General features: G+C 25.3%; 17 protein-coding genes. All 17 read left to right on the plus strand.

The genetic code is table 11. The annotated features are described in order from the left end of the window. Window positions 1-1,272: a M16 family metallopeptidase gene (locus tag E0D94_RS08550; RefSeq protein ID WP_130807053.1), complete on the plus strand. Its 1,272-nt coding sequence runs from the start codon at window positions 1-3 to the stop codon at window positions 1,270-1,272. A gap of 105 nt (window positions 1,273-1,377) precedes the next feature. Next, window positions 1,378-1,650 carry a YlmC/YmxH family sporulation protein gene (locus E0D94_RS08555; RefSeq protein ID WP_130807054.1) on the plus strand — a complete coding sequence of 91 codons (273 nt, stop codon included), beginning with the start codon at window positions 1,378-1,380 and terminating at the stop codon, window positions 1,648-1,650. An 81-nt stretch (window positions 1,651-1,731) separates the two neighbouring features. Then, window positions 1,732-2,412, plus strand: coding sequence for a ClpP family protease (locus E0D94_RS08560; RefSeq protein ID WP_130807055.1), 681 nt, complete (start codon window positions 1,732-1,734; stop codon window positions 2,410-2,412). Between the two features lie 99 nt (window positions 2,413-2,511). Continuing rightward, window positions 2,512-4,797, plus strand: a complete 2,286-nt coding sequence (locus tag E0D94_RS08565; RefSeq protein ID WP_130807056.1) for an FtsK/SpoIIIE family DNA translocase — start codon at window positions 2,512-2,514, stop codon at window positions 4,795-4,797. Window positions 4,798-4,816: 19 nt separating this feature from the next. Next, the gene (gene mnmH, locus E0D94_RS08570; RefSeq protein WP_130807057.1) at window positions 4,817-5,863 is read left to right on the plus strand and encodes a tRNA 2-selenouridine(34) synthase MnmH; all 1,047 of its coding nucleotides are present in this window, start codon (window positions 4,817-4,819) and stop codon (window positions 5,861-5,863) included. A 5-nt stretch (window positions 5,864-5,868) separates the two neighbouring features. Then, window positions 5,869-7,215, plus strand: coding sequence for a 30S ribosomal protein S12 methylthiotransferase RimO (gene rimO, locus E0D94_RS08575; protein ID WP_130807058.1), 1,347 nt, complete (start codon window positions 5,869-5,871; stop codon window positions 7,213-7,215). Continuing rightward, complete coding sequence (gene pgsA, locus E0D94_RS08580) at window positions 7,199-7,744, plus strand: CDP-diacylglycerol--glycerol-3-phosphate 3-phosphatidyltransferase (protein ID WP_130807059.1); 546 nt, start codon at window positions 7,199-7,201, stop codon at window positions 7,742-7,744. Before rimO ends, pgsA begins: the two co-directional genes overlap by 17 nt. 11 nt (window positions 7,745-7,755) lie before the next feature. Further along, window positions 7,756-8,985 carry a competence/damage-inducible protein A gene (locus tag E0D94_RS08585; protein WP_130807060.1) on the plus strand — a complete coding sequence of 410 codons (1,230 nt, stop codon included), beginning with the start codon at window positions 7,756-7,758 and terminating at the stop codon, window positions 8,983-8,985. Window positions 8,986-9,077: 92 nt separating this feature from the next. Next, a complete protein-coding gene (gene recA / locus E0D94_RS08590; RefSeq protein WP_130807061.1) occupies window positions 9,078-10,124 on the plus strand; it encodes a recombinase RecA in 1,047 nt (348 codons plus the stop codon). A gap of 71 nt (window positions 10,125-10,195) precedes the next feature. Then, window positions 10,196-11,185, plus strand: coding sequence for a metallophosphoesterase family protein (locus E0D94_RS08595; protein WP_130807062.1), 990 nt, complete (start codon window positions 10,196-10,198; stop codon window positions 11,183-11,185). After that, window positions 11,186-12,628, plus strand: coding sequence for an AAA family ATPase (locus tag E0D94_RS08600; RefSeq protein WP_130807063.1), 1,443 nt, complete (start codon window positions 11,186-11,188; stop codon window positions 12,626-12,628). It begins immediately after the preceding gene. A 16-nt stretch (window positions 12,629-12,644) separates the two neighbouring features. After that, window positions 12,645-12,896 (plus strand): hypothetical protein, encoded by a 252-nt coding sequence (locus E0D94_RS08605; RefSeq protein ID WP_130807064.1) that lies wholly within the window; start codon window positions 12,645-12,647, stop codon window positions 12,894-12,896. 14 nt (window positions 12,897-12,910) lie between these two features. Next, the gene (locus E0D94_RS08610) at window positions 12,911-13,558 is read left to right on the plus strand and encodes an AAA family ATPase (protein WP_130807065.1); all 648 of its coding nucleotides are present in this window, start codon (window positions 12,911-12,913) and stop codon (window positions 13,556-13,558) included. Between the two features lie 158 nt (window positions 13,559-13,716). Then, on the plus strand, window positions 13,717-15,261 hold the full coding sequence (gene rny / locus E0D94_RS08615) for a ribonuclease Y (RefSeq protein ID WP_130807386.1): 1,545 nt from the start codon (window positions 13,717-13,719) through the stop codon (window positions 15,259-15,261). A gap of 103 nt (window positions 15,262-15,364) precedes the next feature. After that, window positions 15,365-16,186 carry a PHP domain-containing protein gene (locus E0D94_RS08620; RefSeq protein ID WP_130807066.1) on the plus strand — a complete coding sequence of 274 codons (822 nt, stop codon included), beginning with the start codon at window positions 15,365-15,367 and terminating at the stop codon, window positions 16,184-16,186. Window positions 16,187-16,199: 13 nt separating this feature from the next. Continuing rightward, entirely contained in the window at window positions 16,200-16,571 is a 372-nt protein-coding gene (locus E0D94_RS08625; protein WP_130807067.1) for a PadR family transcriptional regulator, read from the plus strand. A gap of 106 nt (window positions 16,572-16,677) precedes the next feature. Continuing rightward, the gene (locus E0D94_RS08630) at window positions 16,678-17,868 is read left to right on the plus strand and encodes a pyridoxal phosphate-dependent aminotransferase (protein WP_130807068.1); all 1,191 of its coding nucleotides are present in this window, start codon (window positions 16,678-16,680) and stop codon (window positions 17,866-17,868) included. Window positions 17,869-18,042 lie beyond the last annotated feature (174 nt).

The raw sequence follows: 18,042 nt of genomic DNA on the forward strand, positions 1-18,042 counted from the left end.
TTGTATAATAAAACAAAATTGTCAAATGGAATTAGAATAATAACTGAAAATATACCATATGTAAATTCTATATCAATTGGATTATGGGTTGAATCGGGCTCAAGGTATGAAAATAAAGATAATAATGGAGTTTCCCACTTTATTGAACATATTTTATTTAAAGGTACTAAAAATAGAACTGCCAGAGATATCGCAGAACAAATTGATTCAGTTGGAGGACAGATGAATGCCTTCACTAGTAAAGAATGTACTTGTTTTTACATAAAAATACTAGATAATCACATTGATTTAGCAATAGATATTTTACAAGATATGTTATTCAATTCAACTTTTGATACAAATGAGATAGAGAAAGAAAAAAATGTAATAATTGAAGAAATTAATATGTATGAAGATGCTCCAGAAGAAATAGTACATGATCTTTTATCAAATACTGTATTTAAAAAACACCCATTATCATTACCAATTTTAGGTAATAAGGAATCTATAACCAATTTAACTAAAGAGTTAATAATAGATTATTTCAAAAAGTATTATATTCCAGAAAATATTGTTATTTCTATTGTTGGAAACATAGATGAACAAAATATTTTAAAAACTTTAGAAAAAAACTTTGGAGTGTGGAAATCTAATAAAAAAAAGTTAACAAATAAATTGGTAAGTCCTACAATAAAAAGAAATATTATATATAAAGATAAAGATACTGAACAGCTTCATCTTTGTTTAGGTTTGGAGGGGTTAAAGCAATCTTCTAAAAATATATATTCTTTATTAGTATTGAATAATATCTTTGGAGGTAGTATGAGTTCTAGGCTATTTCAAAAAGTAAGAGAAGACTTAGGTATAGCATATTCTATTTACTCATATCCATCAACTTATAAAGATACTGGAATATTTACTATTTATGCAGGTTTAAATCCTAAACATTTAGTTGATGTATCAAAAATAATTATTGATGAAATAAAGGAAATAAAAGCAAATATTTTTTCGGAAGAAGAAATATTTAAATCCAAAGAACAATTAAAAGGTAATTTCATATTAGGGTTAGAAAATACTTCTAGTAGAATGAGTTCCTATGGAAAGTCCGAATTATTAAATAGTAAAATAGAAACACCTAATGAAATTATAAATAGTATAAATAAAGTAAATAAAAGTTCTATTAGAGAAGTAATAGATAATACTTTCGATATTGATAATATTAATATTGCATATGTAGGAAGATTAGATAATAAGAATATTAAATCAGAATTAATTAATATATATAAGAAGTAGATAAATTTATCTACTTCTTATATATATTATCATAAATAATGTTATCATAATTGATAAAGAAATATTATAAAAAATAAAACATATAATCTAATAGGAGGGAAAAAAATGAAAATATACGATATAGGAAACAAAAAAAATGTTACACTTAGTGAATTAGGAGGGAAAGAAATTGTAAATTTAAACGATGGAGGAAGGCTTGGAATAATAGCAGATTCAGATATATTAATTGATGAGAGCACAGGAAATATAGAAGCTCTATTAGTACCGGATTCAAGAGGTCAATTTAAATTTTTTGGTGAAAAAAAAGAAATTACTATACCGTGGAAAAGTATTAGAAAAATTGGTGAAGATATGATTATAATAGAATTAAATTATTAAATAATTATTAAAGTATAAAGTATAAAGAATCTATTTAAAGACAAAAATATCATTATAATAATAAAAAAGGATGGTATTTTTGTGGATAAAAATAAAGATTCAAAAAAAGATGAAAATAAAATTATAGAATCAATTGAAACATTAGGTGTAAGTAATATACCAACTAGTAAAGGAGACATTCATTTTACATCAATAATAGGTGAAATAGAAGGACATAATATTTCACCTCCTCAAAAAAAATCTACAAAGTATGAGCACATAATTCCCCAACTCATTTCTGTTCAAAGAAATGAAGATATAAAAGGATTACTAGTTATTTTAAATACATTAGGAGGAGATGTTGAAGCAGGACTTGCAATATCTGAAATGATTAAAAGTATAGATAAACCAACAGTATCTCTTGTCCTCGGTGGTAGTCACAGTATAGGTATACCTCTTGCTACGGCTACTGATTATTCATTTATTACACCTACTGCCACTATGACTTTACATCCAATAAGAATGACAGGACTTGTCATAGGTGTTCCTCAAACATTTAGATATCTCCAAAAAATGCAAGAAAGAATTTCTAATTTCATATTAAGAAGCACTGATATTTCACTAGAAAATTTACAAAAGCTTATGTATGATACAGATGAAATAGCTAATGATGTAGGAACTATATTAGTGGGAGAAGAAGCTGTAAATTATGGACTAATAAATCAAGTAGGAGGATTAAATGCTGCTATTAAAAAATTGGAATCCTTAATAAATGAAAACTAATATAAAAAAATAGTATAATTTTTTATATTATGTTATAATTAATGACATAACAAGGCTACTCCTTTGGAAAGGAGTAGCCTTATAATAAGAGGTGAAAAGATGAGTACAAAGTCAAAAAAAAACAAAAAAAATAGAAAATCTCATAACACTCAAATTAATAAAGAAGTTATAGGAATATTAATAATATCTTTTTCTATATTACTACTATATAGTATGAATACTAATTCAAAAGGTATAATTGCTAAGTTTATTGGAAATAAAACTTGGCAACTTATAGGTTCAGGTGGTTACATATTCCCTTATTTAATTATGATTATAGGAATCCTATATTTAATAAATAAATTAGAAATTTATAAAACTCAAAAAAGTATATTTATAATTATTGCATTTATAACATTAATTACATTATTTGATATAAAATTTTTACCAACAATAGAAGGGTTAGATATATCTGATAGAATTAAAATATCTATAGAAGGTTCCATGTTATCATTTCATAGAAGTGGAGGAATTATTGGATCTATATTTGCCTATTTATTTTTAAAGTTATTTGGAAAAATCGGATCATATTTAATATTATTTACACTATTAATAATATTTGTACTAAGTATTACTAATATAAGTATAGTTGAATTATTATATAAAATAATAGGATTTAGTAAAAATAATATTGAAACAATATTACAAAAATTAATTAAACATAAAAATAACAAAAAAAAGAATAATAAAACTAAATCAAAGCATAAACCTAAAGTTATAAATGATAAAAAGATAGATACTAAAAAAGAAAAAAATATAAATAACAAAATAAAGATACTAGATTATACAAAAAATGAATATAAAAAAGAAAAAAATATTAATGACTTACCTAAACTTAAAGATGATAATAAATCTATAAAAGATAATACTCTTAATAATAATACTAATGATGAAAACTCTACTAATAATATAAAAATATCTGAGACTCAATATAATGAGTATGATTTTCCATCATTAAATATTTTGAAAAAGAGTAATATAATACAAGATAAAAAAGAAAATAAAGCTGTTCTAAATAATGCTAAAAAACTAGAAAATATTTTAGATAATTTTGGTATTTCTGCAGAGGTTACACAAATAAGCAAAGGTCCTACTATAACTAGATATGAACTACAACCTGCACCTGGAATAAAAGTAAGTAGAATTGTTAATTTATCTGATGATTTAGCTTTAGGATTAGCTTCTTCTGATATTAGAATAGAAGCCCCTATACCTGGAAAAGCTGCTATAGGAATCGAAGTACCTAATAACGATAAATCTAATGTTAACTTAAGAGATGTACTAGAATCAAGTGAATATAAAAATATTAATACTAAGTTATCATTTGCATTAGGAAAAGATATTGCAGGTAAACCTATTGTAGCAAATATAGAAAAAATGCCACATTTACTTATAGCAGGAGCAACAGGCTCTGGTAAGTCTGTTTGTATAAATACTCTAATAACTAGCATACTTTATAAATCAAAACCTGATGAAGTAAAATTATTAATGATAGACCCTAAAGTAGTTGAACTGAGTATATATAATGGTATACCACACCTTCTTATACCAGTAGTTACAGATCCTAAAAAAGCGTCTTTTGCTTTGAATTGGGCTGTTCAAGAAATGAATAAAAGGTATAGCTTATTTGCTGAAAATAGCGTTAGAGATATAAAGAGTTATAATGAAAAAACTAAAGAAGATGAAAATATTAATAAATTACCACAAATAGTAGTTATAATTGATGAATTAGCTGATTTAATGATGGTTTCACCTGGGGAAGTAGAAGATAGTATATGTAGATTAGCTCAAATGGCTAGAGCGGCAGGGATTCACTTAATTGTAGCTACTCAAAGACCTTCAGTAGATATTATCACGGGGACAATAAAAGCAAATATTCCTTCTAGAATATCATTTGCTGTTTCATCTCAAGCTGATTCAAGAACTATACTAGATATGGGTGGAGCAGAAAAATTATTAGGAAAAGGAGATATGCTCTTTTATCCTGTAGGTGCATCTAAACCAAAAAGATTACAAGGTGCATATATTGATGAAAAAGAAGTAGAAAATATTGTAACTTTCTTAAAAAAAGAAAATAAAGCAGACTATCAAGAGGAAATAATTGATAATATTGAAAAAGATGTAAATACTATATTTGATGATTCTGATGAATTATTACCTGCTGCTATTGATTTAGTAATAGATGAAGGACAGGCTTCTATTTCATACTTACAAAGAAAGTTAAAAATTGGTTATTCTAGAGCTGCAAGAATTGTTGATGAAATGGAAGATAGAGGTATTGTTGGTCCTCATGAAGGAAGTAAACCAAGAAAAGTATTAGTTACAAAAGAGGAAATTGAAAGTTAATATAAAAGTAGGGGTTAATATGATAAAAAGAATAAATTATAAAGATATCAAAAATGATAAAAATATAGTATATATAGATGTAAGAAGTCCAAAAGAATATGAAGAAGATACTATTCCAAATTCTATTAATATACCAATTTTAAATAACAAAGAAAGAGAAGAAATAGGATATATCTATACTCAAGTTAATAAAGATGAAGCTAGAAGATTGGGATTAAAATATGCTTCTAATAAATTAATAAATTACTATGATGAAATCAACAAAATAATAAATTCAAATAAAAAAGCAGTATTATTTTGTTATAGAGGTGGAATGAGAAGTAGCTCTATAGCTAAAGTTTTAGACATTTTAAATATGCCTATATATGTTATAGATGGAGGATATAAAGAATATAGAAATTATGTTATAAATAATTTAAATTCTTACGATGAAAAATTTAAATTTATAGTACTTCATGGATATACTGGTGTAGGTAAAACAGAAGGTTTAAAAAAACTTGAATTAAAAGGACATGAAGTACTAGATTTAGAAAATATTGCACAAAACAGTGGATCTGTTTTTGGAAATATTTTTTATAAAAATAAATCTAGCAATCAAAAAAAATTTGAATCTTTATTATTAAATAAATTTTTAAGTTTTAATAGTAATTTTATATTTGTTGAAAGTGAAAGCAAAAGGATTGGTAATTCTATTATACCTGATTTTTTATATAATAATATTCAAAAGGGATATCACATTTTAATACAAACAAATTTAAATAATAGAATAAAAACTATAGAAAATGATTATTTAAATAATAAAATAAACAATAATGATTTAGTTATAAAAGCAATAAGGAATTTAAAAAAGCGCTTAGGTAAAAAAATAACTGTAGAATTAGAAAAACAATTTATTAATGGTAACTACAAATATGTAATTAAAGAATTAATGTTGAATTATTATGATCCGCTTTACAATCATTCCATAAACAAAATAACTGAATATGATATGGTTATTAATTATGATGATATAAATGAATTAACAAAAGAATTAATAGATTTTAAATCTAAATTAAAGGAGAGATAATTTAAATGTCAAAAAATATAGCAATTATATCCCTAGGTTGTTCAAAGAACTTAGTTGACTCAGAATTAATAATAGGTTCATTGAATGAGGAAGGATACAGTGTTGTTAATGAACTAGATAATGCAAATATTATTATAATTAATACTTGTGGATTTATCGACGCTGCTAAAGAAGAATCAATAGACACAATTTTAGAGATGGCTGAATATAAAAAACATGGTGAATGTAATATGTTAATTGTAGCAGGTTGTCTAAGCGAAAGATATAAAAAAATGCTTATTGATGAAATACCAGAGATCGATGCATTGGTGGGGACTGGAAATATAAAAGATATTTCATATATTATAAAAAATTATAATGATAAAAAGATAATTAAAGTAGGAAATATTGATAACAATTACTTAGAAGAAAATCCTAGAATACCTTTAGAACCTAGTGTAACATCCTACATAAAAATATCAGAAGGATGTGATAATTATTGTACTTATTGTATTATTCCTAAACTAAGAGGAAAATATAAAAGTAGAAAAATGGATTCAATAATAAAAGAAGCAAATGAATTAGTAAAAAGGGGTACAAGAGAGATAATATTAATTGCTCAAGATACTACTAAATATGGAATTGATTTATATGATAAATATAAATTGCCTGAGTTATTAGATGAATTAAATAAAATCGAAAAATTAAAATGGATAAGAATATTATATATGTATCCTGAAACTTTTTCTAATGAGCTAATAAACTCAATAAATAATAATGATAAAGTTTTAAAATATGTTGATATTCCTATTCAACATATAAGCAATAATATTTTAAAAAGAATGAATAGAAATACAGATAAAGATTCTATTAAACAACTGATAAATAATTTAAGAACAAAAATTCCTAATATAATAATTAGAACTACATTAATGGTAGGTTTTCCAGGTGAAACTAAAGACGACTTTAATGAGCTATATGATTTTGTGAAAAATATAAAATTTGATCGTTTAGGAGTATTTACATACTCTGACCAAGAAGGAACTGCAGCAAATAATTTTAAAGATCAAATAGATGAATCAGTAAAACTTGAAAGAAAAAATATTTTAATGGAACTTCAGCAACAAATATCTCAAGAACTATTACATGAAAAAATAAATAAAAATTATGAAGTATTAATAGAAGAAAGTTTAGAAGATGAAAATCTTCTTATAGGGAGAACATATATGGATGCTCCAGAAATAGATGGATATGTATATATAAATTCAGACCTTCAAAGAAATATTAATATAGGAGAATTTGTAAAAGTTAATATAAAAGATAGTTTTGAATATGATTTAAAAGGAGAAATTTTAGATGAATTTAGCAAATAAACTTACATTATTTAGAATATTTTTAGTGCCAGTATTTATGGTATTTTTATTAGTTGATACCATTCCAAATGGAAAGATCATATCAGCATTTATATTTATTATTGCTGCGTTAACAGATATGTTAGATGGGCATATAGCAAGAAGTAGAAATTTAATTACTAAGTTTGGAAAGTTCATGGACCCTCTTGCAGATAAGCTTTTAGTTTCTTCTGCTTTAATATCTTTAACAGAGTTAGGAATTATACCTGCTTGGATTGTAATAGTTATAATTGCTAGAGAGTTTGCTATAACAGGACTAAGAACTCTTGGTGCATCAGAAGGGGTTACTATTGCAGCTAGTAAGTGGGGTAAAGTAAAAACTATAACACAATTAATCGCTATAACAAGTATTTTGTTAGAAAATTTTCCTTTTAATTATTTAAATTTTCCTTTTGATAAAATAATGTTATATTTAGCTGTAATATTTACTATAGTTTCTGGTGTAGATTATATCTATAAAAATATTAATTTGTTAAAAATACAAAATTAAAGGGAGATTTTATGGATTCTATAATTATAAATATAGGTGATGAAATACTAGATGGAGACATATTAAATACAAATGGTCAATATATATCTAGAAACTTAAAAGATATAAATATCTCAGTTAAAAGAAATCACATTATTAAAGATGAGATTAATTCAATTGTTGAGATAACGAAAAAGTCATTAAAAGATTCTGACATAGTAATTATAACAGGAGGTTTAGGTCCAACTGATGATGATATTACTAGAGAAGCTGTTTCAAAAGCTTTAAATTATAACTTATATTTAGATGAAGTACTATTACAAAATTTAGAATTGAAATTTAGTAAAAATAACTATATTATGACAAAAAACAACATCAAACAAGCTTATAGAATTGAAAATTCTACTGTAATTCCAAATGAAAAAGGTACTGCACCTGGTATGTTTATTAAAAAAAATAATAAATATATTTTTTTACTACCTGGGCCACCTAAGGAATTAAAATCTATGTTTGATAGAATAGTTGAGAAACATTTACAGAATTTATCTGACAAAAAAATATATAGTAAAACTATTAAAACAATAGGCATTGGAGAATCTCAATTAGAAGAAAAAATTAAGCCTTATTTTAGTGATAATATAAAGATAGGAACATATGCATATAATGGTATTGTTGATATAAAAATTACATCATATAATAAAATACTATCTCAGGCCAAAGAAAATGTAGATAAATTTTTAGAGAGTATAAATATTGAAAAATTTATATGGGGATATGATGATGATACTTTAGAAAAATTAGTTTTTGATTTATTAAAAAAGCATAGATTAAAAATTGGTTTTGCAGAGTCCTTAACAGGAGGGTTAATAAGTAGTAAATTTACAAAGCTATCGGGAATATCAGAAGTATTTCCTTTAGGCTTAGTAACTTATAGTAATGAATCTAAGATAAATTTATTAGATGTAAAAAAATTAACTTTACAAAATCATGGTGCTGTAAGTGAAAAAGTGGCTTTAGAAATGTGTACAGGTTTAATAAATAAATATAACCTAGATATTTCTCTTTCAGTTACTGGCATAGCAGGTCCCACTGGCAATACAAAAAATAAACCTATAGGACTTGTATACATAGGTATTGCTGATAAAAACAATAGTCTTTGTAAAAAAATTGTTTTAAATGGGGATAGAATTCATATACAAAATAAAACTAGTTTATATGCATTCAATGAATTGAGGAAATTTCTAATAAAAAAATTCGAATAATATTTGACTAATAATATTATTTCATATATAATTTCATTAGAACATCCGTTCGGAAAATGAAAGGTAGGTGAACCAGTTATACTGGGGATAATATGATGGAAAAAAAGAAAGCTTTAGAAATGGCAATTAATCAAATTGAAAAACAATTTGGAAAAGGATCAATTATGATGTTAGGAGAAGATGCTAAACTTAATGTTGATTCTATTTCTACTGGTTCTTTAGAACTAGATATAGCATTAGGTATAGGAGGACTACCTAAAGGAAGAGTAATTGAAATATATGGACCTGAATCTTCAGGTAAAACTACAGTTGCATTACATGCTGTAGCTGAGGCACAAAAAAAAGGAGGTACAGCTGCATTCATAGATGCTGAACATGCTTTAGATCCTGCTTATGCTAAAAACTTAGGGGTGGATGTGGAAAATTTAATTGTTTCACAACCAGATACAGGAGAACAAGCACTTGAGATAGCAGAAGCATTAGTAAGAAGTGGAGCTGTTGATATAGTTGTTGTGGATTCTGTTGCTGCCCTAGTTCCTAAGGCGGAAATAGAAGGAGAAATGGGTGCTAGCCATGTAGGTCTACAAGCTAGACTTATGTCTCAAGCTCTTAGAAAGTTGGCTGGAGCAATAAAAAAATCAAACACTATTGCTATATTTATAAATCAATTGAGAGAAAAAGTAGGAGTTATGTTTGGAAATCCTGAAACAACTCCTGGAGGTAGAGCACTTAAATTTTATGCATCTGTTAGATTGGATGTTAGAAGAATAGAAACATTAAAACAAGGCGATAATATGATTGGTAATAGAACAAGAGTAAAAATAGTAAAAAACAAAGTTGCTCCACCTTTCAAAAAAGCTGAGTTTGACATTATGTATGGAGAGGGAATATCTAAGGAAGGAAACATTTTAGATGTTGCTGTATCAGCTGATATTATTAATAAAGCTGGTTCTTGGTATAGTTATGGAGATCAAAGACTAGGCCAAGGTAGAGAAAATGCAAAAGATTATCTAAAAGAAAATCCTGAAACATCAGAAGAAATTGAAAAAAAAGTACGTGAATACTATGGCCTAATTCAAGATAACTCTGAAGAAGTAGATAAAGATAAAGATAAAGATAAAAAAACTAAGAAAAAATAATAAAAAGACTTCCGAGGAAGTCTTTTTATTAATGATATGTTATAATAAAAATAGTGAATTGAGGTGATTATTTGAAGATTTTATATTTTACTGATACACATATAAGGGGTGCTACACCTAAAAATAGAAAAGACAACTTTTTAGAAACATTAGAAAATAAATTTAATGAACTAGTAAAAGTTATTGAAGATAATGATATAGATTATGTTTTACATGGTGGTGATTTATTTGATAGACCAGATATCTCACCTTCTATTGTAAGAAAATTTGCTATGATATTAAATAAAATAAAAGTTCCAATATATTCGATTGCTGGTAACCATGACATATATGGTCATAATCCAAACACTATAAATAGAACTATGTTAGGCTTGTTTGATGGTATAGGAATTTTAAGACTTATAAATGAAAACGATAGTGTAATTATTGAAAAAAATAATCTTAAAGTTCAAATTACTGGTAGTCCATATAAATATGGAATAGATTCAAGTGATGATAAATCTATGTATTTATTAGATGAGAAAAATGAATCTGTGGATTTTGCAATACATTTAACTCATGGAATGCTATTAGACAAACCTTTTATTAAAGGAGTTCCTCATACATTAATTGATGATATTCTACATACTAAAGCAGATATCACTTTGTGTGCTCATTATCATTCTGGGTTTGGAATAAAGGAATATGATAATAAATACTTTATAAATCCAGGAAGTCTAGTAAGAATAACTAATAGCTTAAAAGAAATAGATAGAATGCCTAGAGCAGTTATAATTGATTTAAATAATAAAGATATAAATTTAGAGTTTTACTATTTAAAATCAGCTCAAATTGGTGAAGATGTATTAGATAGAAGTATTGTTGAAAAAAACATCTTTAGAAGTGAAAAGATAGTACAATTTAAACAATCAATAGATTCTTCTCAAGATTTTGATAAATTAAATATAAATCATATATTAAGTAATCTCACGAATACAGAAAATATTGATGAAAATATAAAAAAAGAAGCAATAAAAAGAATTGAATATGCTCAAATAGAATTAAGTGGAGAAGATGATTAAATGAAATATATAACTAATATAGAAATAAATAATTTTCAATCCCATAAAAATACTAATATTAATCTTGAAAATGGTTTAAATGTAATAGTAGGTCCATCTGATCAAGGTAAAACAGCAATAATAAGAGCTATAAAATGGGCGTTATATAATGAGCCTCTTGGAACTTTTTTTATAAGACATAAGGAAAAAGAAGCATCTGTGACATTAACATTTAACACTGGTGAGAAAATTAAACGTCTTAGATCAGATACTAAAAATATATATGTATATATAGATTCTAAAAACAATCGGGACGTTTATGAAGGCTTTGGACATAGTGTACCTATTGATATAAAAGAAAAAATAAATATAAAGAAGATATATTTAAATGATAAAGAATCAAACGCTATAAATATAGGAGAACAATTAGAAGGACCCTTTTTAATATCTGAAAAAAACTCTACAAGAGCAAATGCTATTGGAAGATTAGTAGGAGTTCATGTAGTAGATAAAGCAGTAAAAAACACTATGAAAGACGCTAGAAATTTAACTATAAAACGTAAATCTTTAAAAGAGGATATAGAAATATTAGAACAAAAACTAAATAAATATTCTTATTTAGACGAGTTAGAAAGTAATTTAATTAAATTAGAAACTTTAAAGGATATAATTCAGTATAAGAAAAGTCTATTAGACAATTTAAAAGATATAAATGATAAATACAAAAAATACAATGAATTAATAACTGAATATAAAAGTATATTATCCAATTTAAATGATTTAGATAAATTAGAAAATATATTAAATGAACTCAATAAATATATTTTTAATTTTAAAATCCTTTTCAAATTAAAAGAAAAAAATAAAAATATTAATATGGACATATTTAAAAACAAATCCATATTAAACAATTTACAATACATAAATATATCTATGGACTTATTAAATAATTTAGATATGAAAATAATTAAGTATAATAAGCTACTAAATTTAAATAGAAAATATAACTTATTAATAGATAGTATAAATAAATCACAAGTTTTAATAATAAAATTTCAAGATATAGATTATTTATTTAGTTTATCTGAAGACATTAAATTAATAAATAATCGTTTAACATTATTAAATAATTTAAAAACATCATATAATAAAGTAGTTAATAGTATTAATAAAGGGGAAACGTATACTAATAAATTTAATAATATAGAATTAGTAAATAGTATATATGAAAAAATAGATGAAAAACAAAAAGAATTTTCATCTATGCAAACTATCTCAAAAAAAATAAATAAGTTAAATATAGAAAAAAGAAATGCTAGTTTAGAAATCAAAAATGAAACACATAAAATAAATATATTATTAGATAAATATAAAACTTTACTTAAACACATTGAAAAATGTCCACTTTGTTTTAATTCAATTACAAATGAAGATTTAAATAAAATAATTGAAAATTTATCTTAACAAGGAGCCGATATAAATGGAAAATAACGAAAAGAAACTATCTGAATTAAAAAATGATTTAGAAAGAGCAAAAAACTTAAAATATAAAGCTGAAGCTAGACTTGAAAATTTGAATAAACAACAAGAAGAGTTAATATCAGAACTTAAAGAACTAGGTGTAAACCCTGATGAACTAGACAATGAAATCCAAAATTTAGAACAAGAAATAAATAATCTTTTTGAAAAAGCTAATGAACTTTTACCAAAAGATATCTTAAATTCAAAATAATAAGGGATGATACTATGTTATCTATGATAGAGCTTGATAATAATATAAAAAAAATAAGAGATGTTTATTCTTCTGAAAAAGGAAAAAAAGATGCAATAGAACAAGAAATACTAGATAAAACAAATAAAATAAGTACACTAGATAATGATATAGATGTATTAGAAAAAACTAATATATTGCTACAAAGAACTAGTGAATATGCTCGTGAACAATCTAAATATCAAATAGAAAATTTAGTAACTAATTGTTTACAGTATATTTTTGATGAAAATATGGAATTTAAAATAGAAATTAATGAAGCTTATGGTAAACCTAATGCAGAATTTTATGTTATAACAAATGGAGTAGAAACCATAAAAACTAAACCAGAAGATTCAAGAGGCGGTGGGATAATAGATATAATTTCTCTCGCTTTGAGAATCTCTTTTTTACAAATTCATAATCCTAAAGTATTTGGGCCTTTAATATTAGATGAGCCTGCAAAACATGTTAGCGAGGAATTTATTTTTAATGTTTCAGAATTCTTAAAGCAGATATCTGAAATGTTTAATAGACAAATCATAATGGTAACTCATAATAATCACTTAGCATCTATAGCTGATTTAGCCTATAGAGTAGAGTTACATGGGATTACAAGTGTTGTAGAAAAAGTAGAGAATTAATTGATAATTACTTTCAATAAGCTTTTATCAACTTGACATATATATGAAAAAATAATAAAATAAAGTCGGGCGATATTAAATTATACATTATTTTTTTATATTATTTAATGAAATTGTAACGAAACTTGAAAAATTAATAGGAAAAGGAGGTGCTTCCAATTTTAGAAGGGATAATCCCAGTAATTATAGCTATTATTACACTTATCATTGGTGTTTTTATTGGTATATATATACGAAAAGTAATTGCTGAAGGAAAAATTAGAACTGCTGAAGAAGAAGCAAAGAAAATAATTGAAGAAGGTTTAAAAACAGCTGAAACAGCTAAAAAAGAATATCTTATTGAAGCAAAAGAAGAAGTTCATAAAATGAGAAGTGAAATAGAAAAGGATAATAGAGAAAGAAGAAATGAAATTCAGAGACATGAAAAAAGATTAGTTAATAAAGAAGAAATTTTAGATAAAAAAAGTGATTCATTAGAAAAGAAAGAAGAATACTTTAATAGAAAACTAAAAAATGTAGAACAAAAAGAAAAAGAAATTAATCAAATTCATGAAAATCAAATATCTGAATTAGAACGATTATCAGGTTTGACATCTGACCAAGCTAAAGAACTACTTTTAAGTGATATTAGAAAAGAGATAAATCACGAAGCAGCAATAATGATAAAAGATATTGAAAATAAAGCTAAACAAGAAGCAGAGAAAAAATCCAGAGAAATTTTATCGTATGCAATTCAAAAATGTGCTGCAGATCATGTAGCTGAAACGACAGTGTCTGTGGTAACTTTACCTAATGATGATATGAAAGGTAGAATTATAGGAAGAGAAGGACGAAATATAAGAACCTTAGAGACGCTTACTGGAATAGATCTTATAATAGATGATACACCAGAAGCTGTAATACTATCAGGTTTTGACCCTATAAGAAGAGAAATTGCTAGAATAGCATTAGAAAAATTAATATCAGATGGTAGAATACATCCTGCTAGAATAGAAGAAATGGTTGAAAAAGCAAAAAAAGAAGTTGACAATCATATTAAAGAGGTAGGAGAACAAGCTACTTTTGATACTGGAATACATGGTCTTCATCCTGAAATACTTAGGTTACTAGGTAGACTTAAATATAGAACAAGTTATGGTCAAAACGTCTTAAAACATTCTATAGAAGTATCTCACTTAGCCGGTATAATGGCTGCGGAAATTGGAGCAGATGTAAGAGTTGCTAAAAGAGCAGGATTACTTCATGATATTGGAAAAGCTGTTGATCATGAAGTAGAAGGGCCGCATGTAGCTATAGGAGTAGACATCCTTAAAAGATTTAAGGAAAACAAAGATGTTATTCATGCTGTTGAAGCACATCATGATGATGTAGAAGCATCTAGTGTGGAAGCGATATTAATTCAAGCTGCTGATGCTATATCTGCTGCTAGACCTGGAGCTAGAAGAGAAACTTTAGAATCTTATATAAAAAGATTAGAAAAACTAGAAGAAATATCAAACTCATTTGAAGGCGTAGAAAAATCATTTGCCATTCAAGCTGGTAGAGAAGTAAGGATAATTGTAGATTCTAATTTAGTTAGTGATTTAGATATAGTTCATATAGCTCGTGATATAGTAAAAAGAGTTGAAAGTGAATTAGACTATCCAGGACAAATTAAAGTAAATGTAATAAGAGAATCAAGAGCAATAGATTATGCTAAATAAAAAGAAGGGGTTTTCCCTTCTTTTTTTATTATATTTATTATGATAAGCTATATATTATAAGGGTATAATACTATATTATAATAGTATATAATGGAGGAGTACTATGAAAAAAGCAGACTTACATATTCATACTACTAAATCAGATGGCAAATTAACACCAAGTCAAGTAGTTGATGAGGCTATAAAAAATGATATTAATATAATAGCTATAACTGATCATGATACAATAACAGGTATAGATGAAGCAATTGAGAGAAGCAAATTTTATACTAATATTAAAGTTGTTCCAGGAATAGAATTCAGTACTATATATAAAGATAAAGAAATTCATTTATTAGGCTATTTTATTAATTATAAATATCATAAACTAGTAGATTTAACAAATAAAATAAAACAACATAGGTTTGAAAGAGCAAAGAAAATAGTAGAAAAATTAAATGATTTAAATATTAATATTACTATGGATGAAGTAGTGAAGGAATCTCAAGGAAAAAACATTGGTCGACCTCATATTGCGAGGATTCTGATTAAAAAAGGTTATATAAATCATATATCAGAAGCCTTTGATAAATATATTGGTAAAAATAAAAAAGCTTTTGTAGAGAGATATAAACTAAGTCTAAAAGATGCAATAGATATTATTCATGAGTGTAATGGTGTAGCAGTTTTGGCACATCCTATATTATTAAAAATTCCTATAAAAGAATTATTAGATGATTTTAATATAGATGGTATAGAAGTATATCATTCAAAGCAAACAAAACGTGATTCTAAAATGTATTTAAAAATTGCTGATAACTATAATTTATTCATTACAGGTGGCTCTGATTTCCATCACCTTGATAATGATGATAACATTATTATTGGTAGTAGTTCTATAGATATAAATGATATTAAAGAAATATTAAGTAAATATAATTATTAAGGAGATTTTAAAAATGACAAAAACAAGAAATAGACAATTTCCTTCTAAGTTAAGTACTACACAATTTGTGAAATTATATATACTTCATTTACTTAATGAAAAAAGTTATTATGGAAATGAAATAATTGATGAAATTAAAAGACGTTTAAAAAATAATTGGGAACCTTCTCCAGGAATGATTTATCCACTCTTAAGAGATCTAGAAGAGAAAAATCAAATAAGTGGATGGTGGGAAGAACCTGACAAACGTTCAATAAGACACTACAAATTGACTGATGAAGGATATAAACACTATAATAAAATAAAATTATTATATAAGGATAGTTTGATAGATTCTTTGACGATTATAGAGTCAGCATTAAGCGATATTTATAATGAAAGTTAAGTTTTATTAATTATTAAATATAAAAAAGGATTTTTAAAATAATAATAGAATCTTTTAGTATGTAGAAACATTAATTATTATAATAAAATTAACATGGAGGGTTATAATGAATTTAAAATTATCAGAAAAAATATCTAGTATTTCACCATCAGTTACATTAGAAATAACAGCAAAAGCAAAACAAATGAAATCAGAAGGTATTGATGTAATTGGCTTTGGAGCAGGAGAACCAGATTTTAAAACTCCAGAAAATATTAGAAAAGCTGGGATAGAGGCAATAAAAGAAGGAAAGACAGGTTATACTGCAGCATCAGGACTAAAGGAACTTAAAGATGCTATATGCTATAAGCTTGAAAGAGATAATAATTTAAGTTATAGTGCTGAAAATATAATAATATCCGACGGAGCTAAACATTCGCTTTTTAATGCTCTTTCATCTATACTAAATCCAGGTGATGAAGTTATAATTCCTGTTCCTTATTGGGTAAGTTACCCTGAATTAGTAAAATTAGCTGATGGGACACCTGTAGAAGTAAATACTCCAGAAGAAAATGATTTTAAATATGATATCGATATGTTAAATAAGGCATTAACAAATAAAACAAAAGCATTGATCTTAAATAGTCCAAGCAATCCTACTGGTACAATTTATTCTAAAGATGAATTAGAACAAATTTCAAAATGGGCAATTAAAAATAATATATTTATAATTTCTGATGAAATATATGAAAAGTTAGTTTATGATAATAACACTCATATAAGTATAGCTCAATTAAATGAAGACATAAAAAAACAAACGATTGTTATAAACGGTATGTCTAAAGCTTATGCTATGACTGGTTGGAGAATTGGATATGCAGCAGCTCATAAACATATTATCAAATTAATGAGTAATTTACAAAGTCATTCAACTTCAAATCCTCCTTCTATGAGTCAATATGCAAGTATAGAAGCTCTAAGAGGAGATGAAAAAGCTATACATGAAATGAAGAAACACTTTACCAATAGAAGAAATTATATGGTTGAAAAAATTAATTCAATTAAATATCTAAGTTGTAAAAGTCCAAAAGGTGCTTTTTATGTAATGGCAAACATATCTAAATTAAAGGGAAAGACAATAAAGGGTAAAAAGATAGATAGTTCTATACAATTAGCAAATATGTTATTAGATGAGGCTCATGTAGCAGTAGTTCCTGGATTAGCTTTTGGAAATGACGATTATATAAGACTTTCTTATGCAACTTATCTTGATAATATAAAAGAAGGTCTAGATAGAATAGAAAAATATATAAAATAATATTATTTAAAGAAAAAGCAAGTTTACATAATCGGATTATGTAAACTTGCTTTTATTTGTTATGCTTTAAAATATGGAAATGAAGTTATAAAGATAATAATGGAGAAATAATAAAACTTTATGTAAGATTAAGATATAGAATAATTTATAATTGTTTAATTAACATATGAAAAA

It is taken from the genome of Senegalia massiliensis (assembly GCF_900626135.1).
Classification (GTDB): domain Bacteria; phylum Bacillota; class Clostridia; order Tissierellales; family SIT17; genus Anaeromonas; species Anaeromonas massiliensis.

What these genes read in the sequence shown, in the direction of transcription:
- pgsA (WP_130807059.1), top strand. Translation starts at nt 7,199, where the DNA reads ATGAATTTAGCAAATAAACTTACATTATTTAGAATATTTTTAGTGCCA.
- E0D94_RS08585 (WP_130807060.1), top strand. Translation starts at nt 7,756, where the DNA reads ATGGATTCTATAATTATAAATATAGGTGATGAAATACTAGATGGAGAC.
- mnmH (WP_130807057.1), top strand. Translation starts at nt 4,817, where the DNA reads ATGATAAAAAGAATAAATTATAAAGATATCAAAAATGATAAAAATATA.
- E0D94_RS08610 (WP_130807065.1), top strand. Translation starts at nt 12,911, where the DNA reads ATGTTATCTATGATAGAGCTTGATAATAATATAAAAAAAATAAGAGAT.
- recA (WP_130807061.1), top strand. Translation starts at nt 9,078, where the DNA reads ATGATGGAAAAAAAGAAAGCTTTAGAAATGGCAATTAATCAAATTGAA.
- E0D94_RS08630 (WP_130807068.1), top strand. Translation starts at nt 16,678, where the DNA reads ATGAATTTAAAATTATCAGAAAAAATATCTAGTATTTCACCATCAGTT.
- E0D94_RS08565 (WP_130807056.1), top strand. Translation starts at nt 2,512, where the DNA reads ATGAGTACAAAGTCAAAAAAAAACAAAAAAAATAGAAAATCTCATAAC.
- E0D94_RS08625 (WP_130807067.1), top strand. Translation starts at nt 16,200, where the DNA reads ATGACAAAAACAAGAAATAGACAATTTCCTTCTAAGTTAAGTACTACA.
- E0D94_RS08605 (WP_130807064.1), top strand. Translation starts at nt 12,645, where the DNA reads ATGGAAAATAACGAAAAGAAACTATCTGAATTAAAAAATGATTTAGAA.
- rimO (WP_130807058.1), top strand. Translation starts at nt 5,869, where the DNA reads ATGTCAAAAAATATAGCAATTATATCCCTAGGTTGTTCAAAGAACTTA.
- E0D94_RS08555 (WP_130807054.1), top strand. Translation starts at nt 1,378, where the DNA reads ATGAAAATATACGATATAGGAAACAAAAAAAATGTTACACTTAGTGAA.
- E0D94_RS08620 (WP_130807066.1), top strand. Translation starts at nt 15,365, where the DNA reads ATGAAAAAAGCAGACTTACATATTCATACTACTAAATCAGATGGCAAA.
- E0D94_RS08600 (WP_130807063.1), top strand. Translation starts at nt 11,186, where the DNA reads ATGAAATATATAACTAATATAGAAATAAATAATTTTCAATCCCATAAA.